Annotated in this window: 19 protein-coding genes and 1 other RNA gene; 14 read left to right on the top strand and 6 right to left on the bottom strand. The window is 62.9% G+C overall.

The features are described 5' to 3' along the window. Positions 1–89 precede the first annotated feature (89 nt). Positions 90–1,181, bottom strand: coding sequence for a TRAP transporter substrate-binding protein (locus CRO06_RS08200; protein WP_081744297.1), 1,092 nt, complete (start codon positions 1,179–1,181; stop codon positions 90–92). 217 nt (positions 1,182–1,398) lie between these two features. Between CRO06_RS08200 and CRO06_RS08195 the strand changes: the two genes are divergently transcribed. The 8 genes from CRO06_RS08195 (at position 1,399) to CRO06_RS08160 (ending at position 9,825) form a co-directional block, all read left to right on the top strand. Next, a complete protein-coding gene (locus tag CRO06_RS08195) occupies positions 1,399–2,145 on the top strand; it encodes a DUF4336 domain-containing protein (protein ID WP_218839883.1) in 747 nt (248 codons plus the stop codon). A 139-nt stretch (positions 2,146–2,284) separates the two neighbouring features. Continuing rightward, complete coding sequence (gene pyrC / locus CRO06_RS08190) at positions 2,285–3,322, top strand: dihydroorotase (protein WP_026949523.1); 1,038 nt, start codon at positions 2,285–2,287, stop codon at positions 3,320–3,322. 2 nt (positions 3,323–3,324) lie between these two features. Further along, complete coding sequence (locus CRO06_RS08185) at positions 3,325–4,323, top strand: CobW family GTP-binding protein (RefSeq protein ID WP_244902795.1); 999 nt, start codon at positions 3,325–3,327, stop codon at positions 4,321–4,323. 28 nt (positions 4,324–4,351) lie between these two features. Next, complete coding sequence (locus tag CRO06_RS08180) at positions 4,352–4,945, top strand: DUF2796 domain-containing protein (protein WP_179746522.1); 594 nt, start codon at positions 4,352–4,354, stop codon at positions 4,943–4,945. Positions 4,946–4,970: 25 nt separating this feature from the next. Then, positions 4,971–5,654, top strand: coding sequence for an ABC transporter ATP-binding protein (locus CRO06_RS08175; protein ID WP_022997112.1), 684 nt, complete (start codon positions 4,971–4,973; stop codon positions 5,652–5,654). Continuing rightward, entirely contained in the window at positions 5,639–6,895 is a 1,257-nt protein-coding gene (locus CRO06_RS08170; protein WP_097058185.1) for an ABC transporter permease, read from the top strand. The genes CRO06_RS08175 and CRO06_RS08170 overlap by 16 nt, the downstream gene beginning before the upstream one ends. A gap of 92 nt (positions 6,896–6,987) precedes the next feature. Continuing rightward, positions 6,988–7,512, top strand: a complete 525-nt coding sequence (locus CRO06_RS08165) for a DUF3299 domain-containing protein (RefSeq protein ID WP_022997110.1) — start codon at positions 6,988–6,990, stop codon at positions 7,510–7,512. Positions 7,513–7,659: 147 nt separating this feature from the next. Further along, a complete protein-coding gene (locus CRO06_RS08160; protein ID WP_097058184.1) occupies positions 7,660–9,825 on the top strand; it encodes an acetyl-CoA hydrolase/transferase C-terminal domain-containing protein in 2,166 nt (721 codons plus the stop codon). A 147-nt stretch (positions 9,826–9,972) separates the two neighbouring features. Here the strand turns inward: CRO06_RS08160 and CRO06_RS08155 are convergent, their stop codons facing one another. From CRO06_RS08155 to CRO06_RS08135, 5 genes are all read right to left on the bottom strand, one after another. Next, positions 9,973–10,512 carry a DUF4282 domain-containing protein gene (locus CRO06_RS08155; protein WP_022997108.1) on the bottom strand — a complete coding sequence of 180 codons (540 nt, stop codon included), beginning with the start codon at positions 10,510–10,512 and terminating at the stop codon, positions 9,973–9,975. After that, a complete protein-coding gene (locus tag CRO06_RS08150) occupies positions 10,506–11,543 on the bottom strand; it encodes a DUF2804 domain-containing protein (protein WP_097058183.1) in 1,038 nt (345 codons plus the stop codon). The genes CRO06_RS08155 and CRO06_RS08150 overlap by 7 nt, the downstream gene beginning before the upstream one ends. Beyond that, a complete protein-coding gene (locus CRO06_RS08145; RefSeq protein ID WP_280522543.1) occupies positions 11,543–12,295 on the bottom strand; it encodes a DUF1853 family protein in 753 nt (250 codons plus the stop codon). Before CRO06_RS08145 ends, CRO06_RS08150 begins: the two co-directional genes overlap by 1 nt. A 52-nt stretch (positions 12,296–12,347) precedes the next feature. Continuing rightward, complete coding sequence (locus CRO06_RS08140) at positions 12,348–12,890, bottom strand: PadR family transcriptional regulator (RefSeq protein WP_097058181.1); 543 nt, start codon at positions 12,888–12,890, stop codon at positions 12,348–12,350. 235 nt (positions 12,891–13,125) lie between these two features. Further along, positions 13,126–13,803, bottom strand: a complete 678-nt coding sequence (locus CRO06_RS08135; RefSeq protein ID WP_097058204.1) for a hypothetical protein — start codon at positions 13,801–13,803, stop codon at positions 13,126–13,128. 494 nt (positions 13,804–14,297) lie between these two features. Between CRO06_RS08135 and CRO06_RS08130 the strand changes: the two genes are divergently transcribed. The 6 genes from CRO06_RS08130 to dnaX all read left to right on the top strand — a co-directional run bounded on the left by CRO06_RS08130 (position 14,298) and on the right by dnaX (position 19,327). After that, a complete protein-coding gene (locus CRO06_RS08130) occupies positions 14,298–14,768 on the top strand; it encodes a YbjN domain-containing protein (protein WP_022997103.1) in 471 nt (156 codons plus the stop codon). Between the two features lie 150 nt (positions 14,769–14,918). After that, a complete protein-coding gene (locus tag CRO06_RS08125) occupies positions 14,919–15,515 on the top strand; it encodes a 2OG-Fe(II) oxygenase (RefSeq protein WP_342352125.1) in 597 nt (198 codons plus the stop codon). Between the two features lie 199 nt (positions 15,516–15,714). Then, positions 15,715–16,131, top strand: a complete 417-nt coding sequence (locus CRO06_RS08120; protein ID WP_080531218.1) for an Hsp20 family protein — start codon at positions 15,715–15,717, stop codon at positions 16,129–16,131. Positions 16,132–16,331: 200 nt separating this feature from the next. Beyond that, positions 16,332–16,850, top strand: a complete 519-nt coding sequence (locus CRO06_RS08115; RefSeq protein WP_097058180.1) for a hypothetical protein — start codon at positions 16,332–16,334, stop codon at positions 16,848–16,850. Positions 16,851–16,916: 66 nt separating this feature from the next. Then, an RNA gene (ffs, locus tag CRO06_RS08110) (signal recognition particle sRNA small type) lies at positions 16,917–17,013 on the top strand. A 409-nt stretch (positions 17,014–17,422) separates the two neighbouring features. Continuing rightward, positions 17,423–19,327 carry a DNA polymerase III subunit gamma/tau gene (gene dnaX, locus CRO06_RS08105; RefSeq protein ID WP_097058179.1) on the top strand — a complete coding sequence of 635 codons (1,905 nt, stop codon included), beginning with the start codon at positions 17,423–17,425 and terminating at the stop codon, positions 19,325–19,327. The last annotated feature ends 9 nt before the right edge of the window (positions 19,328–19,336 follow it).

The raw sequence follows: 19,336 nt of genomic DNA, 5'->3' as shown, positions 1-19,336 counted from the left end.
AAAGATTTGGCGTAAAGCGCCAGCGCGATCATTGCTGATTGGTTTGTTTCGGCAAGACCTGTTCCGGCAAAAGCGGAGCGACCGCCGGTTCAGCGTTCCGCCACCTTATCCCGTTCCCAGGGGTAGCCGCTTTCCTTTACTTCCGCCGCCACTTCCCCGAGACGCTCCTGAAAACGCTCGAACACCGATACCGCCTGGGGCGCGCGCTTGCCGGTTTTCTCCGCGAAGGCACGCTCAACCGGCAGATAACCGGTTTCCCATTGGGCCTGTTGCCGGGCATTGAGAATGTGGTATTCGGTGGGGAATTCGCGATTGCTTCGGATCATCTCCCGCGCCTGTTCCAACTCTTCCAGGCCGGCTTCCGCCATTCGCACTTCCAGTTCCCGGTTTACTTCCTTGAATACCTGTTGCTGCTCCGGGGTCAGGCTGTTCCAGGTATCCAGATTCATCGCTTCCAGGATCATGGACTGGCCGTTCCCGGTTTCGACGATGTGCTTGGCGACTTCGTGGTGCTTGAACAGCGGCACCAGATAGGCGGCGGACTGGGCGCCGTTGATGGTGCCGCGATCCATGGCGGAGTAAATGTCGGTGAAGGTCAGATTGATCGGTGTCACCTCCCAGTCCGCCTGCTGCGCCGCCTGTACGCTCCGTGGCGTGAGCCGCACACGGTCACCGTCGAAGTCTTCCGGTGTCAGGTAGGGCCGGGTATTGCTGATCAGCACCCGTGGTCCGGTGGAGTACACAGCCATGAACGCCATGTTGTTGCGTTGCAGTTCTTCCCGCAGAGCGGGTGTGTCCGCCATCATCCGCCGCCACGCCTCGGCGGCAATATAATGATCCCCCGGACCCACCTCGGTTTGTGACAGTGCCCAGAGCGGAAAACGGGCGGCGGTGTAATCCGGTGTCATCCCGGCGATATCCGCCAGGCCGGAGCTGACCGCCTGGGCGGTATCCGCGTATTTCACCAGGCTCTGCATCCAGTGGATTTCGATCTCGATCTCGCCGTTGGTGCGGGCCTTGATTTGCTCGGCCCACCAATGCCGCGCCCGATTGTTGGGGCGATCGGTGGGCGCCACGGCGGTGGCGTAATGCAGGGTCCTCGGCTCGGCCTGGATAGGCGAGGAAAGACACCACAGCGATAACGTGAAAAGAACGCACAAAACACGAACAAAAGGCGTCATGGCATGGCCTCCGGTATTGTTATTGTTCCAATCATCCCGGCGCTGTTCCGGCGATGAACAGAGTGTGTCGAGCGGCGGACGGCGAGGTTCCCCACTGCAGGCCTGATTCCAGTCTGAAGGGGCGGGGCGTCGCCACAATGGCCGGCTCCGACAAAGCCATTGGCGAAAACGATCAAGGCCGGTACGGTATGGTTTTGGCCAACCAGGAGCGTAGGCCGTGGATACCTCCAGGGAACCTGGGATTTATACCCCTTTGAATCAATTGAAACCGGTGGCCGACTCGGTCTGGGTGGTGGATGGCCCGATGATCCGCTTCGGGCCGCCGGGTATGAAGATGCCGTTTCCCACCCGCATGACGCTGGTGCGTTCGGCCGACGGCGGATTGTTCGTGCATTCCCCCACCGCCTTGACCGAGCCGCTACGGCGGCAGGTATTGGCGCTGGGCGAGCCGCGCTGGTTGATCGGTCCCAATCGCATTCACTACTGGTGGCTGCCGCGGTGGCAGGCCGCTTTCCCCGCGGCTCGCACGTTCGTGGCGCCGGGGGTGCGGGAGAGGGCCGGGGAGCGCATCGACTTTCCCGTGGAAATACTGGATCGTGGCGGGCCCTGGCCCTGGGATGATCTGCTGCGGACCTTACCGGTGACCAGCCGCTACATGACCGAAGTGGTGTTCTTCCATCCGCACAGCCGCACTTTGATTCTCACCGACCTGGTGGAGAATTTCGAAGCCTCCCGCCTGGCGCCAGCCCACCGCTGGTTGGCCCGTCTGGGCGGTGTACTGGACCCGGACGGCCAAATGCCCCGGGACATGCGCCTCACCTTTCTCGGGCGTCGATCCGCGTTGCGTGACGCGGTGCGGACGTTGCTTGGCTGGCAGCCGGAACGGGTGATCCTGGCGCATGGCCGGTGGTACCGGGAAAAAGGCGAGGAAGAATTGCGCCGGGCATTTCGCTGGCTGTTGTAAGAGAGCACGGGGTTGTGATTTATGTTGATTTTGTTATGTTATAACAAATTGGCGTGACACCATGGAAAACCGGTTCTTCAGGGCAAGCGCCGGCGGTTTTTCGTATCATGGCACTTTTCCCGGACCCGACTGTTTTCCTATGACCGATACCCTGACACTTTGCCGGCCCGATGATTGGCACCTGCATTTTCGTGATGGCGCCATCCTGGCCGAAACCGTGCCGGTGACCGCGCGGGTGTTCCGCCGTGCCATCGTCATGCCCAACCTGACCCCGCCGGTCACCACCGTGGCCCAGGCCGAGGCCTATCGTCGGCGCATCGTGCCCCACATTCCCGCCGGCGTGGAGTTCGAACCGCTGATGGTGCTTTACCTCACCGACGAAACGCCGGTGGAAGAGGTGGAAAAGGCCGCCGCCAGCGGCTTTGTTCACGCCTTTAAACTGTATCCCGCCGGCGCCACCACCAACTCCGATAGCGGCGTTACCGATCCGTCGCGGATCGTTCACCTCTATGAGGCAATGGAGAAGCACGATGTGCCGTTGCTGGTGCATGGCGAGGTGACCGAGGCGGAGATCGACGTGTTCGATCGCGAAAAGGTCTTCATCGACCGTTATCTCACCGGCATTCGCCGTCGCTTCCCGGCCTTGCGTATCGTCTTCGAACACGTCACCACCGGTGAAGCGGTGGATTTCGTCAAGGAATCCGGCGACGCCACCGCCGCCACCGTGACGCCGCAGCATTTGCTGATGAACCGCAACGATCTGCTGGTGGGCGGCGTTCGCCCGCACAACTATTGTCTGCCGGTGCTCAAGCGCCGTACCCACCAGGAACGCATTCAACAGGCGGTGCTGGAAGGGCATCCGCGCTTTTTCCTCGGTACCGATTCCGCGCCGCACGCCCGTGACAAGAAAGAAGCCGCTTGCGGTTGCGCCGGCTGTTATTCGGCGCGGGCGGCCTTGCCGTTGTACGCCACTTTCCTGGAGCGCCACGGCGCGCTGGACAAGCTGGAAGGTTTCGCCAGCCATTTCGGCGCCGATTTTTATCGTCTTCCGCGCAATCCGGACACCGTCACGTTGCGGCGGGATCCCTGGGCGGTACCGCAACAAGTGCGGGCCGCGGGAGAGGAACTGGTGCCGTTCCTGGCCGGTGAAACGCTGCCCTGGTCGGTTGTGCCGTGACCATGGTGCCGGTGGTGGTGCTGACCGGATTTCTCGGCAGCGGCAAAACCACGGTGCTGAATCACTGGCTGTCCAGACGCGATGACCTGGCGGTGCTCATCAACGAGCTGGGACAGGTGGGCATCGACCAGGCCCTGGTGGGTGAGGCATCGGTGCCGGTGAGTCTGCTGGCCGGTGGCTGCGTCTGCTGCACGGTGCAGGGGTCGTTGCGCACTACCTTGCGCAACCTGTTCATGGCCCGGGCCGCCGGCGAGGTGCCGCGCTTTTCCACCGTATTGGTGGAAACCACGGGCGCCGCCGATCCCTTTGGCGTCACCTCGGTGTTGGAACAGGACCGCTGGCTGCGGCGCCATTTCCAGCTGCGATCGGTGATCACCACGGTGGACGCGCGATCCGGCATGGCGGGGTTGAGCCGGCATCCCGAAGTGATTGAGCAGGTGCGTGCCGCGGACGTGCTGTTGCTGACCAAGGCGGATCAGGTGGAACCGGAACAACGCGGGCCACTGGAAGCCGCCCTGGCGGAATTGAACCCCGCCGCCGAACGGCAGTGGAGCGAGCAGGGGCGGGTGGAACCGGCGTTGCTGGATCGCGCCTTTCCACGCCGTTGCCGGGTCACCGGGCAGCTGAGCGCGGTGGCCGGCGCCGCCAGCCCGCCATTGCTCGTGGCGTCCCAGGCAAGCCGGCATCGGCTGCATGCCGCCGACCTGCGTTGGCGCGGCGCGGTGGACTATTTCGCGCTGCAGTCCTTGTGGGCGGACCTGTTGGAACGGTGTGGGCCGCGTCTGGTGCGGCTCAAGGCGCTGGTGGCGGTGGATAAACTGGATGGGCCTTTGCTGGTCCAAGGTGTGGGTGGCCAGCCATTGGAGATGTCGCCGCTGCCGTCGTGGCCCGGTGATGATGATGACAGCCGGCTGGTGTTGATTACCGATGGCGACGACCCGGCCTTTCCCGGCCAGTGTCTGGCGGCGTTCCGCGCGGCTCTGGACCGCATACGGCACTGATATTCCGCATTTGAAGAGGAGCACCACCATGCGACGGTTGGCGATAGCGATGGCGTTGAGCACTTCGGTGGGGCTGGCCCAGGCGGCGGGCCCCCATGTGCACGGACAAGGCAATCTGGACCTGGCCATGGCCGGCGGCACGCTACTGGTGGAACTGTCGCTGCCGGCGGCGGACGTGGTGGGTTTTGAACATGCTCCCCGGGACGACGATCAGAAGGCGCTGGTGAAAGACGCCCTGGCCCGGCTGGGCAAGGGCACCAATGTGCTGGAGCCGGCGCCCGCCGCCGCCTGCAAGGTAACTCGCGAGAGCGTGCACAGTGGCCTCTCCGATTCCGAAACCGAAGAGCATGATCATGGAGAAGAAAGCCCTGATCATGACGCCGACCACGACCACGACCACGACCACGACCACGACCACGACCACGACCACGGTGGCCATGCCGACTTCGAGGCGCGCTATCGCTGGCACTGCGATCACCCGGAAAAACTGGAGTGGATCGATGTGCCATTACTGGAATTCCTTAACGGTGTCACGCTCAAGGTGCAACTGGTCACCGATCAGGGCGCCCGTGCTGACAGCCTGAAGGCGCCCCGTACCCGGTTGTCCATGGACTTGCGATAGTGGGACGTGCGATGAGGGAGGCGCAATGAGCACCGAAGTGTTGCGCTGCCAGGACCTGAGTTTTGGCTGGCGTGATAGCCCGGTACTGATACTGGAATCACTTTGCGTGGCCGCCGGGGAGAGAGTGTTTCTGGGTGGCCCCAGCGGTTCCGGCAAATCCTCGTTACTGGCCCTGATTGCAGGTTTGGTGCTGCCGCAAGAGGGCTGCATAACGGTGGCCGGCCAGGATCTGGCGAGCTTGTCCGCCGCCGGCCGCGATCGCTGGCGCGCGCGTCACCTGGGCATCATCTTCCAGCAGTTCAACCTGGTGCCGTACCTGAGCGGCCTGGACAACGTGCTGTTGGCCGCCGCGCTCTCCGGCATCGGCCGCGCGTCCGGCAGGGAACGCGCCCTGGCCCTGGCGGAACGCCTGGAACTGTCCGAAGCGCTGCTGGCCCGGAAAGCCATCGAGCTGTCGGTGGGCCAGCAGCAACGGGTGGCGGCGGTGCGGGCGATGGTCGCCGAGCCGGCGCTGCTGATCGCCGACGAGCCCACCTCGGCGCTGGACGACCGCCGCCGTGACCACTTCATGACGCTGTTATTGCGTGAGAGCGAGCGGCAGAACAGCGCGGTGTTGTTCGTCAGTCACGATCAACGGCTGGCGGCGCATTTCGACCGGCATCTCGATTTACCCACTCTCAATGGAGCGGCGCCATGCTCTGGCGATTAACCCTGCGCAGCCTCTGGCATCGCCGTGCCACCCTGGTGCTGGTGGTGCTGGCCATCGCCTTGAGTACCGCTTTGCTGACCGGAGTGGAGCGGGTCCGTCAGGAAACCCGTGACCGTTTCACCAGTACTGTTTCCGGGGTGGATCTGATCGTCGGCAAACCCAGTGGCGCTCTGAATCTGTTGCTCTACAGCGTGTTCCGCCTGGGCGAGCCGGTGGCGAACATGGACTGGGAAAGCGTCGAGGCGATCACCAAGCGGCCGGAAGTGGCCTGGGTGGTGCCGATCTCCCTCGGTGACAATCTGCGTGGTTTTCCGGTGGTGGGGACCACCACCGATTATTTCCGCTACTACCGTTATGGTCGCGATGAACCACTGCGTTTCAGTGATGGAGAACCGTTCGATGACGTGTTCGACACGGTGCTGGGCGCCGGGGTGGCGGCGCGGCTGGGGCTGAAGGTGTGGGACGAGGTGGTGCTGGGGCACGGTACCGGCACGGTATCGGTGCGCCGTCATGACACCATGCCGTTCAAGGTCCGTGGTGTGCTCGCCGCCACCGGTACGCCGGTGGACCAGTCGGTGCATATTTCTCTGGCGGCAATGACCGCGATCCACCTGGATTGGGTGGCGGGCACGCCGCTGCCGGGCCGCCACACCAGTCCGGATCAAGCGCGCTCCCGCGATCTGCAGCCGGATTCGGTGACGTCGTTGCTGGTGGGGCTGAATTCCAGGGTTGCCGTGTTCCAGATGCAACGCTGGATCAATACGCGGGCGCCGGAGCCGCTGCAGGCGGTGATTCCCGGCGTTGCCCTGGGCCAGATGTGGCGCATGCTGGGAATGGTGGAGCAGGCGCTGAGGGTGATCTCGGTGGCGGTGCTCGGCGTCGCCCTGCTGGTGATGCTCAGCGCCTTGCTCACCGCCCTCAACGAGCGGCGCCGGGAGATGGCGATTCTGCGGGCCCTGGGCGCGCGGCCCTGGCAGATCGGACTATTGATGGTGGGAGAAAGTGCTTTGTTGTCCCTGGTTGGCGTGGCGGCGGGCGTTCTGTTTTTGCAAGGTGTCGCTGCGTTGGCGATGCCGGTACTGAGTGAGCGTCTGGGCATGGCGCTGAGTCTGTGGCGGCCGGCACCGCTGGAGGTGTTGTGGTTGCTGGTGGTGCTGGTCAGCGGCACGCTGGTGGGATTGATTCCGGCCTGGCGGGCCTACCGTCACACCCTCAGTGACGGGCTCACGCCACGTTATTAGGGAGCCTCTGAATCAGTATTGCTATGCCTCTGGCCTTCAGGCCTTGCAGAGGCGCCGTAATACTGATTCAGAGGCTCCTTAGAGGAGAGAGTATGAGATTCGCTTTGGTGGTGGTGTTGGCGATGCTGACGCTGATGGCGCGGGCGGCGCCGGTGACACTGGAATGGGACCATCTGATACCGGAAGACTGGAACCCGGAAAAGGAAGTCAACGAACTGGCCGAGCGTATCAACCGCACCGAGGACGAAGACCCCGAGGCGATGTCGATCATGGACGACATCCAGGCGCTGTGGAACAGCGCGCCGTTGCAGCAAAGTCTGGACGACAAGGACATCCGGCTGACCGGCTTCGGCGTGCCGCTGGAGGGCGACGCTGACTATGTGCGCGAATTTCTGCTGGTGCCGTATTTCGGCGCCTGCATTCATGCGCCGCCGCCGCCGCGCAATCAGATCATCCTGGTCCGCGCCAGCGGCAAGGGCGTGCCGCTGGATGCCATCATGGGCGCCTTGCAGGTTACCGGCACACTCAAGGTGACGCCGGAAGAAACCGAGTACGGCCAGGCCGGCTACAGCATGAAAGCCAGCGATGTGAAGATTATCTCCGAGCCGCTGTATTAGGCGCCAGTGCCACACGTCGATTCGCTGCCCAGGCAGCGAATAGCGGTTGCGTCAAACGCTCCCTCTCCGCAAAACAATGTCTAACGTGTAGGAGCGGCCGGGCGGTCGCGATATGCTGTCGTCTGATCTGGAATGATGGAGTCAGCCATGCCGCAACACATGGACAACGCCGAACAGGCGGTGGACCGGGTTCTTGAACTCACCGGCGGCGAGGTGCGCCTGGGGCTGCCGCTGGGTCTGGGTAAACCCAATCGCTTCGTGAATGCTTTGTACCAGCGGGTGAAGGCCGATCCGTCCTTGTCCCTGGAAATCTACACCGCTTTGTCCCTGGGGCGGCCCGGTGCCGGCAGCGATCTGGAACGGCGTTTTCTCGAACCGTTCGCCGACCGTGTGTTCGCTGATTACGAGGAACTGGATTATTTGCACGCGGTGCGCAAGGACGCCTTACCGGAGAACATCCGCGTGTTCGAGTTCTTTTTCCAGCCCGGCAGTCTTTTGAACAGCACGGATGCCCAACGGCACTACATCAGCGTCAACTACACCCACGCCGCCCGTGATATCAATGCCCGGGGTGTTAATGTGGTGGCGCAACTGCTGGCCACGCGGGAACGTGATGGCCGGCGCCAATACAGCTTTTCCTGCAACCCGGAGGTGACTCTGGAATTGCTGCCCATGCTCAAGGCCCGCCGCGACGCCGGCGAAACCATCGTCGCGGTGGGGCAGGTGCACCATGATTTGCCGTTCATGGAGAACGATGCGTCCCTGGAGCGCTGGCTGCCGGAGATGGACATTCTTCTGGATGACGAACAGGCGCAGACCCGTTTGTTTTCCACCCCGAACATGCCGGTCAGCCACCAGGACCATTTCATTGGTTTGCACGCCAGCACCCTGGTTCGTGATGGCGGTACTTTGCAGATTGGTATCGGCGCTCTCGGCGATGCCCTGGTGCATCACACCCTGCGCCGGCAACACCACAACGATGAATACCGTGCCCTGCTGGGGCAATTGCCGATGTCCGACAGCCAGCGACAACTGATCGAATGTGAGGGCGGGGTGGGGCCGTTTCAGCAGGGACTTTACGGCTGCAGCGAAATGATGACCCACGGGCTGCTGACCCTGATCGATGACGGCATCATCCGCCGTGCGGTGTATGACTGGCCGGCGCTGCAACGGCGGGTGCTGGCGGACGCGGCGCTGACGCCGACTCTGGCGTTGCTGGATGATTTGCGTGAAAGCGGTGATCTGCCGGCGCGCCTCGGCGCTGACGATCTGAGCCGGTTGCGCCACTACGGCATTGTCCAGGAAGAACTGACGCTGCGGGACGGCGGCGATAACCTGTCGCTGCCCAATGGCGTGGTGGTCCCCAACGATCTTGAGAAACGCGCCACTCGTGAGGCGCTCAAGGCGGTACTGGGACGCGGACTGCTTGGCGGCACCGTCATGCACGGTGGCTTCTTCCTGGGGCCGCGGGCGTTCTATCAGCGTTTGCGCGAACTGGACGACGACACTCGCGCGGCGATCAACATGACGCGGGTGAACTACATCAACGACCTGTTCGGTGAGGAGGCGATCTGCCGTTTGCAGCGGCGCGATGCCCGTTTCATCAACAGCGCTTTTTCCATCACCCTGCTGGGCGCGGCGGTGGCGGACCAATTGGACGACGGCCGCGTACTCAGTGGTGTTGGCGGCCAATACAATTTCGTCGCCCAGGCCCATGAACTGGCCGGTGCCCGTTCCATTCTGATGGTACGGGCCTGGCGTGAACGTGGCGGTGAGGCGCAATCCAATGTGGTGTTCTCCTACCCGCACAACACCATTCCCCGGCATCTGCGCGATATCGTGGTGACCGAATACGGGGTCGCCGATTTGCGCGGGCGCAGTGACGAGGAAGTGGTGATGGCGACGCTCAATATCACCGACAGCCGCTTTCAGGCGCAGCTGCTGGAACAGGCCCAGGAAGCGGGCAAGTTGCGGCGGGATTATCAGATTCCGGAACCGCACCGCCACAATACTCCGGACGCGCTGGAGCGCCTGGCGGCCCGGGCCGGTGCCGGGGCTCTGCCGCCGTTCCCGCTGGGCAGTGATTTCACCAGTACCGAACAGCGCGTTCTGGAAGCGCTGACCTGGCTCAAGGCCAAGGTCAGCCAGAAGGAATACCTCAAACTGGGCCGCAAGGCGCTGTTCCAGGAGCATCACGCGGAACGCTATGGCGAGGAACTGGCACGAATGGGACTGGCCGACCCGGACGGCCTGCGCGAGCATTTGTACCAGCGTTTGCTGCTGACGGCGCTGGAAGCGACGAAGCCTCGCTAGTGTGAACAGGCCCTAGTGGACGGTCGACAGCGAGAAAGGACAATAACCGGATCTTTAGCCGCTGTGGGAGCTTGCCTGCAAGCGAATGGGGCACGCCCAGGCGTTTAGCGATATTCGCTTGCAGGCAAGCTCCCACGGAAAACTGCCTCAGCGGCCGTCGCCGCCGTTGTTGTCTTCGCTATCCTTCTCCTTGCCCGGCCGGCCCCGTCCGGACAGCACCCGCCAGAACGGAATGCGGCGGGTCACCGCCACCATTTCATCCACGGTATCGCCGATGCCGGAGAGCCGGTCCACGGTGTCGCGCAGTCCCACCAACTGGTCGACGTGCTCGGAGATCTTGAACACCACCATGTAGAATTCGAGCAGGGCGCGCAGAGCCGAGGCCATGAACAGGAACCCCAGCGGCGCGCCGATGAACAGGAAGAACAGGCCGCGCCAGGTGGAGGTCATGAACGCTTCCACGGTGAGATACAGCAGCCCCAGGGCAATGGCGGTGAGCGCCACGCCGTACACGCCGGGAATCACCTGGATGATCATGTAACGGTCGAAGCGAAAGCTCACCAGTTCCTTCCAGTACTGCACCATCCAGAACAGGCCGCGGCGCAGCTTTTCATTGAACGGATCCTGAGCTGGCGGAGTGGTAGCGCCGGCTTCGGGTGTGCTGTCTTCGTTATGCGGATCTACCATTTGGCGTATTGCTCCTCGACAAAGCCGGGCTGGCCGGAGAGAGACAGGGTAGTGCCATCGGGCAGTTTCAGCTCACCGTGGAACACCCCGAAAAGTTGATGGAAGTTGCTGGCGAACAGTCCCAGATTGAGGCGCTCGCGGTGTTCACCGCGCGGCTCGAAACGCAGTTGCAGACGGCCGCAACGGCTGCGCATCCGCCACGGGGCCATGAGGTCGTCCCGCTGATAGTCGAAGCTGACGCCATCGAGCTTGATCAGGCGGCCGTCCAGCCACAGGCAGTTTTCATTGACGCTGGTTTCGTTGACGCCGCAGGACACGTTCAGGCCCACACGGTGACCGTCGATGCGGGCGGAAAAACAGGCCCAGTTCCAGAAGGTTTCCCGCCGCATGTAACCGGCGGAGAAATCGTGGTGGCCGCCGACGTTGACCAGATCCGCCAGTGACCATTCACGGCCGCGCCATCGCAGCCGGCCGCGCAGGCCGACGCCGGCCACCTTGTTGGCATAGACCCAGCCGTTGACGCCGGTGCGGGTGCACAGGGACATGGGTTGGTAGCCCGCCGGTTCTTCCAGCACCACATCCAGTTCCAGACCGGCGCCGCGCACGGTCAGGGATTTCTCCCGGGCACCGTCGTCGGTGCGGTAACCCAGGGCGATGTCGATGCCGCCACGGCGGAAGCGGCTTTCACCGTTCACCGGCGAGTCCGACATGCACAGACCGCGCCCCAGCGGCGCCCGCCAGGTGTGTTCTTCCAGGATGCCGGTGGCGGGTTCGTAAATATAGAGAAAAGCCACCCCCAGGTAAGCGGTGTCCGCCAGGGCACAGCCGATCAGGAGATCGTTGCTGATCACGCCGAGATACTGGAACTGCTTGTAATGGAAATGACGGGCCCGGCGCGAGGCGGGCGACCCCATCGGCGTTCGGTAATCGCAGGCACGGCCGTTGATGGTGGTGACGGAATCGGGAAACAGGCCGAGCCGGACCTGTCCACACGGGGCCACCAGTGGTTCGGGTAAGGGATCGAAATGCATTAAAAGGGCCAAGTGTCCGGCACCAGAAAACCCGGTGCGTTGTTATCGGTGAGGATCATCACCACGGATTGTTTGCGCTGAACATAGTCGCGCAATTCGGTGGGGGCAACCGGTGCGGTGAAATTGTCCGACAACAACTCGGGAATGGCCCAAAAGGCCCGGGGCACCGGCCGGGCCGGGGTGGACCACTGCGCGGCCCGGCACCAGAAGCCGCGTTGATGCCCATGGGCCGCCTGTGCCGGTGGCGGCCAGGGTGGTGTCGGGTAAAACAAGCGCCCGCGAGTCAGGGCCTGCCGATGATCGACGGGGGCGATGGGAGGTTCCGCCGCGCTCACGTCCAGGCTGCGGGGCAGCTGGCGCTGAAACAGGTGTTCGGCTTTGCTTTGCAGAGTGTCGCGCGGATTGGGGCCGGGCCATCGGCCGTCGTGGCCGAGAAAGAACTTGAGCGCCAGTTCCCAGTGCAGGCGCCGGCCGCTGCCGTGGTCAAACAGCACCATATCCAACTCCCCCAGCGTGCGTCCCTGTCGGCGTGGCGGAACATTGCGTGCCAGCAGTTCAAGGCGCTGGCCATGGGCAAGCAGAGCGGCCACCAGGGCTTCGAACCAGTGGCCGAGACGACCTTGCAGGGGAGGGGCGCCCGCCGCGGCGGCGCGATGGGGCCAATCAGGATCCTCGGCCAGGCATTGGGCCAGCAGAACACCGGCATCCTGGTCGGCGCCCGCTGGTGTGGCGAACAGAGGCGGGGCTTCGATCAGCCATTGAAACAGGCGAATCGCCGGTGGCCCCTCGAACGGGATGGAGGTCTCAGTGTTGATGGCTCAGTGTGTCCTCCAGGACTTCCCGAACTTCCTCGGCCCAGGCCAGCCAGGCCTCCTGGTCGAGAATGCCCCGGCGCAGGGTAAGATGCTGAAAGCGGCTGTTGCCCTCGCTTTGTCGCTCCAGTTTTCTGGCCTCGGCTTCGAAGTTGGCGAGTCGCTCCTTGCGTTGCTGGACCAATTGATCCAGTTCGCCAAGCAGGGTTTCCGGATCGGCCAGGGCGGCTCCGGCGACCTTCACCATGAAGGCGTCCCGGACCCGGGCCGGCGCCGCTGGGCGGCGCAACCATCGCACCAGTTCCTGTCGCCCTTCATCGGTAATGCGGTACAGCTTTTTATCTGGCTTTCCGTCCTGGGGCACATGGCGATAATGCACCATGTTCTGCTCGTTCAATTTTCCCAGTTCCAGATAGATCTGCTGGTGGGTGGCGTTCCACACCAGGCCGATGCTGTTGGCGAACTCCCGCGCGAGGTCGTAGCCGCTGGCTTCTTCGTCTTGTAACAGGACAAGAATGGCATGGCGCAATGACACGGCTGGCTCCTCGTTTTTTGTTTATCGGTCTCTCTACTGCGATAGTAGAGAGCGAAATTGTGCCTGCGCAATCCGTTGTATAAGCAGTTTTGTAAAAACTTAGTGAGGTTATATCCCTGCCTGATACCTAGGTAATACTTTGTTATGAAAGCGTTTTATTGATGAGTACAACGGATACATTCAGTGACGACATGTGCACAATAAGGGGGAATAAACAAGGAAACCGAGCACGAAATCAGAATGTCCTCTGCATGCCACAGTAATAGTGTACGGAGTGGAGCAACTGCTGGCGCTCCAATTTGGGGATGACCTTGCCGATCACACCGAAACTGGCCCGCCGGGTGGTATCGATGCCAACGGCCGCTACTTTACGCAAAATGGGACCAAAATGAAGCAGGGCCACTGGTTTTTCAAAATACCAGTCCAGAGCAACCTCGGTCATTTCACGCAAATAGGCGACCAAAGCGTCGCGGGCCTCGGCCTCCCTACCTTCATCCGCCAGCCGCCGTGCCTGGCGGCCTTTTTCCGCCAGCGCCTCGTCGATGGGGAAAGCGACGTACCAGGTGCCGCCGTCCTCCGATTGGAAACGGATGTCATCCATATAGCGGGCGGCGGCCTGATTCTGCTCCAGATCCATCTTTCTGGCGCTGCGGCCCACCACCAGGCCGGTGGCCTTGGCGATGGTGTCACAGGCCATGCGGATCAGGCGGGTCTGCCCGCTGCCAAGACCGGCCATCGCCGCCGGTTTGAGAAAAAAAGTCCCCAGCGCCTCCTCGACGAAGGTCTTCATGATCGTTTCCACGGTTTCAGGCTCCGCTTTCCGCGCGCCCCCGTTCATGCGGCGGATGAAGCCGTCGGTGGTCCGGTGGAGGGTTTCGCTGGAGGGAAAAGCCACGTAGGTCGTTGTTGTCATCGTTTGCTTCCGGTCTTCAATGAACAAGGACAGAATTGGCATGTTAGCGGTTCCCGGCCGGGGTGGGCACGGCTGCGGCGTCGTCATGCCGGGCCCGGATCGGCAAACGGCGGGCGGATAGGCTCTTTCTTTTGCCCGGCGAATGCCGGATGATGCGCCTCCCAAGAGCCTGTTCATGATCTTTACGCCACCGCGTTGCTGCTGGAAAAGCCGCCAGGCGGCGTCGCGGACTGCAGGCTTTGGTGGGGCCAAAGTCAAAGGCCGGGGCGTCGTCTGGCGGCCCTGTGCCCTCCGGGTATTTTCCAGCGCAACCCGAAGGGCCGGGTCCACTTTCCTTAGGTGGAGAGTACCGCCAGGCCGCGATTACGCTTGTTTATGTAGATTGACTACACCGCACAATCGGAATCACGACCTGACGACACTTTCTGCCAGGTGAGAAGGGAACTCCGGCGCGGCGGCGTAAAGATTATGAACAGGCTCTACAGGAGAGACGGATGATAACGGTGGTCACTCCCGACGCGGAACAGGTTACGCGTTGGCTGCAGCAGGCGAATATCCAGCACTATATTTGCGATCAGTGCCATGGATTACACCTGAGTGAATTGCAGTCCCGGGAAGGAGTGGTGGACGCGCGCTTGTTCGTCGAGGAAGACGGTTTGCTGCTGACCACCGAGCTGGAGATTCGCCCCGGCGCCTTGTTCGCGGTGCAGGCGGAGCTTTCCGCTCTGAACATGCAATATCCGTCCCTGAAGCTGTTCCTGGACGTCAATGATGATTCCATGCCCAGGCTGGTTGCTTGCGACCTGTTGCTTGGCCGTCAGGGCGTCACCTTCGATCAGTTCATCTATTTCGTGCAGGCCACCGTGGACGGCACGGTACAACTGCTGGAAGAATGCCAGCAGGCGGGCTGGCTGTTCTGGCCCGACGAAGAGGGCGCGCCCGCGGAGCCCGGCGCGCTGCACTGAGCGTTTCCATCCGGATCAGTATCCCGGGACGCTTGAGGATGAGCGTCCCAGGACGCTTGAGGATTCACCGAGGATCCTTCGCTGGAACCCACAATCAGCCCTTTTGACGCGCAGGCCGGTGAACGGCGGGCGCGGCTCATCGACAGCCTGGTGGCCCGTCATTACGCGGTCATGCCGGGTTATTTTCCCACGCCTTTGATCCGCGCCCTGCGCCGCGAGGCGTTGTTGCGTGATGCCCGTGGCGAATTTCAGGAAGCCGGTATCGGCCGGCGCGAGGATCACCAGCATGACCAGCGCGTGCGCCGTGACCGCACCTGCTGGCTGAACGGCTCGACCCTGGCGCAATGCCGCCTGCAGGAAGAACTGGAGCAGCTGCGGCTGGCGGTGAACCGGGAGCTGTTTCTCGGGCTGTTCGATCTGGAAGCGCACTTCGCCATCTACGATCCCGGCGCTTTTTATCGGCGCCACCTGGATGCCTTTCGCGGCAACTCCGGCCGCGTGTTATCGGTGGTGCTGTACCTGAATCAGAACTGGAGCAGTGACCTGGGCGGCCGCCTGCGCCTGTGGCCGGAACCGCACAGCCGCGTGGTGGATACGGAAGTGGAACCCCTCGGTGGCACGCTGGTGTGCTTCCTGAGCGAGCACATTCCTCATGAGGTGCTGGAGGCCCAGGCCCAACGAATCAGCATCGCCGGCTGGTTTCGCTGCAATAACACCACCGCCGAACGGCTCGATCCGCCGCGTTGAAGGACGCTGGGTTTCCATCTTTACAGCGTCCGGCGAACTCCCCCTTGAAATCTTTTCACCACCCCCCATTTATCTCCCCGTGACCACAGCCGGCTGAAGTGTCACGTCCCAAACAGGCGTTCCGATGAGCGGGATGCCCGGTAAATTGTCCACCCCTTTGCCTGCGGGGAACGGGTGGTATGAATCTGGAGACGACGTGATGAATACTTTGGCACCTCTTTTTCGGCACAGTGTGGGTTTTGACCGCTTCGACGAATGGCTGGACGGCCTGCGTTCCGACCAGTCCGGCGGTTATCCCCCGTACGACATTATCCGTGACGCCGATGGCCGTTATCAGGTGGTGATGGCGGTGGCCGGCTTCCGTGAGGCCGAGCTGACCGTGACGGTGCAGGAGAATGTTCTGCGCATCACCGGCAAACCCGGCGCCGAGGAGCAGCAGGGCCGTACCTGGCTGCATCGCGGCATTGCCCGCCGTGCCTTCGAGCGCACCTTCCGATTGGCCGACCACGTGCAGGTGGACAGCGCCGCGCTGAACGATGGCCTGCTGGTGGTGCATCTGAAACGGGTGGTTCCGGAATCCGAGAAAGCCCGTCAGGTCCCGATCAACAAGGATTGATACCAATATACTCAGGGGCCGGTAACACCGGTCCCTGACATTCCCTCCCGTTATCAGGCTCCCTCCAATATAGCCAACTTGTCTATTCAACGCCCTGACACCGTTGTCGGCGGCGGCGCAGAATCGAAGATACAAGCCCGGAATGCACGCCCCCTGACGGGAGAACGCGTGATTCCGGCTGCGGACAAGGAGGCGGACCCATGAAACGCTTGTACTACGTTACCGGCACTCTCGACAGTGTCCAGAATATCTCCCGGGATCTGGACGTGACCGGGATCGACGAAGGCCGCATGCATGTTCTGGGCAAGGAATCCGGCCCGGTGATCCGGGCCCAGCTGCACGCCACCACCATCTGGGAAGATACCGAGATCATGCATGCTGGTTTTCTCGGCGCTCTGTTCGGCGCGCTCGGCGGTTTCATCATCGGCTCGGCGCTGGTGGCGATGGAGCCCTGGGGGCGGCAACTGGCCTTGAGCGTGGTGATCTTCAGCACCCTTTTCTGCATGTGCTTCGGCGCCTGGCTGGGCGGCATCTACGGTATTTCCAGCCGCAACCATCACCTGGAGCCCTACTGGAAAGACGTGGAGAATGGCAACTACCTGGTGATGGTGGACGCCGATACCGAAGTCCAGGCGCGCCGGGTGGAGCGGATGATGGAGCAACGCCACCGCGAGGCCAGGGAAGTGGGTCACGAGGACGGTTTCAGTCCGTTCAATTGAACTTGCAAAGGCATAAACGTTTGGCCACAATGCGCGCTCGCCTTTACGGGCGCGTTATGGCCGACCTGCCGGTCCCCTCGCAACGATAAATCGCGCAACCCGCCAGGCCCGGAAGGGAGCAACGGACGCGGTGGACTTGTGTGCCGAGGTGCGGCTGGCGGGAAGGCCTCCATCTCCCCCTTTTCCTCACCGCGTCATCACGGCATTCTCCTCCCGTGCTGTTGCAACCCGGCCAGATTCGCTAGCATACGGCATTCGCCTAGGGCCTGTTCACACTACTGTCGTCCCACCTGTTGTGGCTAAAAAGCCACCAGTGAAGGCGCGAGGAGAGACGTTTGGTGGCTCCAAATGAACGACGAGCAACGCGCAATGGTGGCTTTTTAGCCACAACCCGAAGGGCTGGAGCTTTTTTGCCTCCAGCGTCGTTGTCGGTCACTTATTTGGAATAACCAAACCGCGTTCCCTCCGCCTGGCTGGAGGCAAAAAGGCACCCAGCAGGCGGGACGACAGTAGTGTGAACAGGCCCTGACTTATCGCTTTTGCGAAGCCCGCATCCTTTTGGCTGGAGTACCATGAGTTACCAGGTTCTTGCCCGCAAGTATCGCCCGCGCACCTTCGATGAACTGGTGGGCCAGGAACACGTTTCCCGGGCGTTGATGCACGCGCTCGATCAGGATCGCCTGCACCACGCCTATTTGTTCACCGGTACCCGGGGTGTTGGCAAGACCACCATCGCCCGCATCCTGTCCCGCTGCCTCAATTGCGAGGAAGGCGTCAGCAGCCGCCCTTGCGGCGTTTGTCCCACCTGTCAGGAAATCGGCGAAGGCCGTTTTGTCGATCTGATCGAGGTGGATGCCGCCAGCCGCACCAAGGTGGAGGATACCCGTGAGCTGCTGGAAAACGTGCAGTACGCGCCCAGCCGTGGCCGCTACAAGGTCTATCTGATCGACGAAGTGCACATGCTCTCCGCGCACTCGTTCAACGCGCTGCTGAAGACGTTGGAGGAGCCGCCGCCCCATGTGAAGTTCCTGCTCGCCACCACCGATCCGCAGAAACTGCCGGTGACCGTCCTGTCGCGCTGCCTGCAGTTCAGCCTCAAGGCGTTACCGGCGGAACAGATCGCCCGCCACCTCAAGGATCTGCTCGAGCGGGAGATGATCCGCTTCGAGGAGCCGGCGCTGCTGGCGCTGGGCAAGGCCGCGCGCGGATCCATGCGTGATGCTCTCAGCCTCACTGATCAGGCCATCGCTTTCGGCGGTGAGCAGCTGACCACCGGAGCCGTGTCCGGCATGCTGGGGACCGTCGACCGCGCTCATGTGCGGACCTTGTTGCGGGCGCTGGCCGAGGATACGCCGGCGGCGGTGCTGAACGCGCTGGCGGCGGTGTCCGAACACGCTCCGGACGAGCTGGCATTGTTGGACGAACTGGTATCGGCACTGCATGAACTGGCGGTGATCCAGGCGCTGGGCGAAGGCGATGACGCCGACATGCAAGCACTGGCCGGGGAGTTCACCGCCGAGCAGGTGCAACTCTATTATGATGTGGCTCTGCGCGGCCGCCGTGATGTGCAGGACGCCCCGGATAGCCGCGCCGCGCTGGAAATGACGCTGTTGCGCATGGTGCTGTTCTCACCCAAGGGCGTGCTCGCCGCGGGGGAGGGCAGCGCCCCGGCAAAAAAGCCTCGGCCAGCCCGTAACGACGCCCCCGCGGCGTCGGGCCCCGGCGCCATGAAGGCCATGCTTGATGGCGGCACCGCCGGTGCCAACGAGCAACCCGGGGCGCAAGAGGCCGCCACGGTGAGCGCGCCGCCGGCTCAACAGGCGGTGGCGGCAAAACCGGAGCCCGAGCCTGCTCCGGCTCCGCAGCCTGAAGTCCGCGACCAGCCTCGGCATGAATCAGAGCGCCGGCCTGAGCCGTCCCCGCGGCCGGAGGCCGGAGCCACGGCGCTGTCGCGGGCGTTGGAGACCGCACCAGCGGCGCCCGAAACCGAACCCGAAGCCGAGCCTGAACCGGAACCCAAGCCTGCCGCCGCCGAGCGTCCCGCACGCCAGCAGCCGGATCCCGAGCCGTTGGGTGAGCCCCGGAACGACAGTGAAATCGGTTCCTGGTGGGCGGCGTTGTTGATGCGGCTGCCGCTGGATGGCGCCGTGCGCCACCTGGCCCGCAACGCGGTGCTGGCGGAGCGTGACGAGCATCAGTGGACGCTGGAACTGAGCAGTGGCCACCAGGTGCTGGTCAACAATGAGCGCCTGGAGGAACTGGGCGGCGCGCTCAGCGATTACTTCCATCGCCGTATCCGGGTCCAGGTGCGTTACCATGACGCGGTGGCCGACACGCCGGAGCTGCTGGACCAGCAGCGCCGTCAGGAACGGTTGGAGGAGGCGCGGGCGTCACTGCTCGCCGATGACACCGTGCAAACGCTGATGAGCCGTTTCGGCGGCCGCCTCGACGAAGACAGTATCCGCCCCCGCGACTAGAACAGGTAC

Source organism: Alloalcanivorax xenomutans (assembly GCF_900217905.1).
GTDB classification, from domain to species: domain Bacteria; phylum Pseudomonadota; class Gammaproteobacteria; order Pseudomonadales; family Alcanivoracaceae; genus Alloalcanivorax; species Alloalcanivorax xenomutans.
The sequence above is the reverse complement of the archived record's forward strand: the minus strand, read 5'-3'. Positions and strand labels throughout refer to the sequence as shown.

Coding starts and splice junctions, on each gene's coding strand:
- CRO06_RS08200 (WP_081744297.1), bottom strand. CDS start 1,181: ATGACGCCTTTTGTTCGTGTTTTGTGCGTTCTTTTCACGTTATCGCTG.
- pyrC (WP_026949523.1), top strand. CDS start 2,285: ATGACCGATACCCTGACACTTTGCCGGCCCGATGATTGGCACCTGCAT.
- CRO06_RS08185 (WP_244902795.1), top strand. CDS start 3,325: ATGGTGCCGGTGGTGGTGCTGACCGGATTTCTCGGCAGCGGCAAAACC.
- CRO06_RS08180 (WP_179746522.1), top strand. CDS start 4,352: ATGCGACGGTTGGCGATAGCGATGGCGTTGAGCACTTCGGTGGGGCTG.
- CRO06_RS08175 (WP_022997112.1), top strand. CDS start 4,971: ATGAGCACCGAAGTGTTGCGCTGCCAGGACCTGAGTTTTGGCTGGCGT.
- CRO06_RS08170 (WP_097058185.1), top strand. CDS start 5,639: ATGCTCTGGCGATTAACCCTGCGCAGCCTCTGGCATCGCCGTGCCACC.
- CRO06_RS08165 (WP_022997110.1), top strand. CDS start 6,988: ATGAGATTCGCTTTGGTGGTGGTGTTGGCGATGCTGACGCTGATGGCG.
- CRO06_RS08160 (WP_097058184.1), top strand. CDS start 7,660: ATGCCGCAACACATGGACAACGCCGAACAGGCGGTGGACCGGGTTCTT.
- CRO06_RS08155 (WP_022997108.1), bottom strand. CDS start 10,512: ATGGTAGATCCGCATAACGAAGACAGCACACCCGAAGCCGGCGCTACC.
- CRO06_RS08150 (WP_097058183.1), bottom strand. CDS start 11,543: ATGCATTTCGATCCCTTACCCGAACCACTGGTGGCCCCGTGTGGACAG.
- CRO06_RS08135 (WP_097058204.1), bottom strand. CDS start 13,803: ATGACAACAACGACCTACGTGGCTTTTCCCTCCAGCGAAACCCTCCAC.
- CRO06_RS08130 (WP_022997103.1), top strand. CDS start 14,298: ATGATAACGGTGGTCACTCCCGACGCGGAACAGGTTACGCGTTGGCTG.
- CRO06_RS08120 (WP_080531218.1), top strand. CDS start 15,715: ATGAATACTTTGGCACCTCTTTTTCGGCACAGTGTGGGTTTTGACCGC.
- CRO06_RS08115 (WP_097058180.1), top strand. CDS start 16,332: ATGAAACGCTTGTACTACGTTACCGGCACTCTCGACAGTGTCCAGAAT.
- dnaX (WP_097058179.1), top strand. CDS start 17,423: ATGAGTTACCAGGTTCTTGCCCGCAAGTATCGCCCGCGCACCTTCGAT.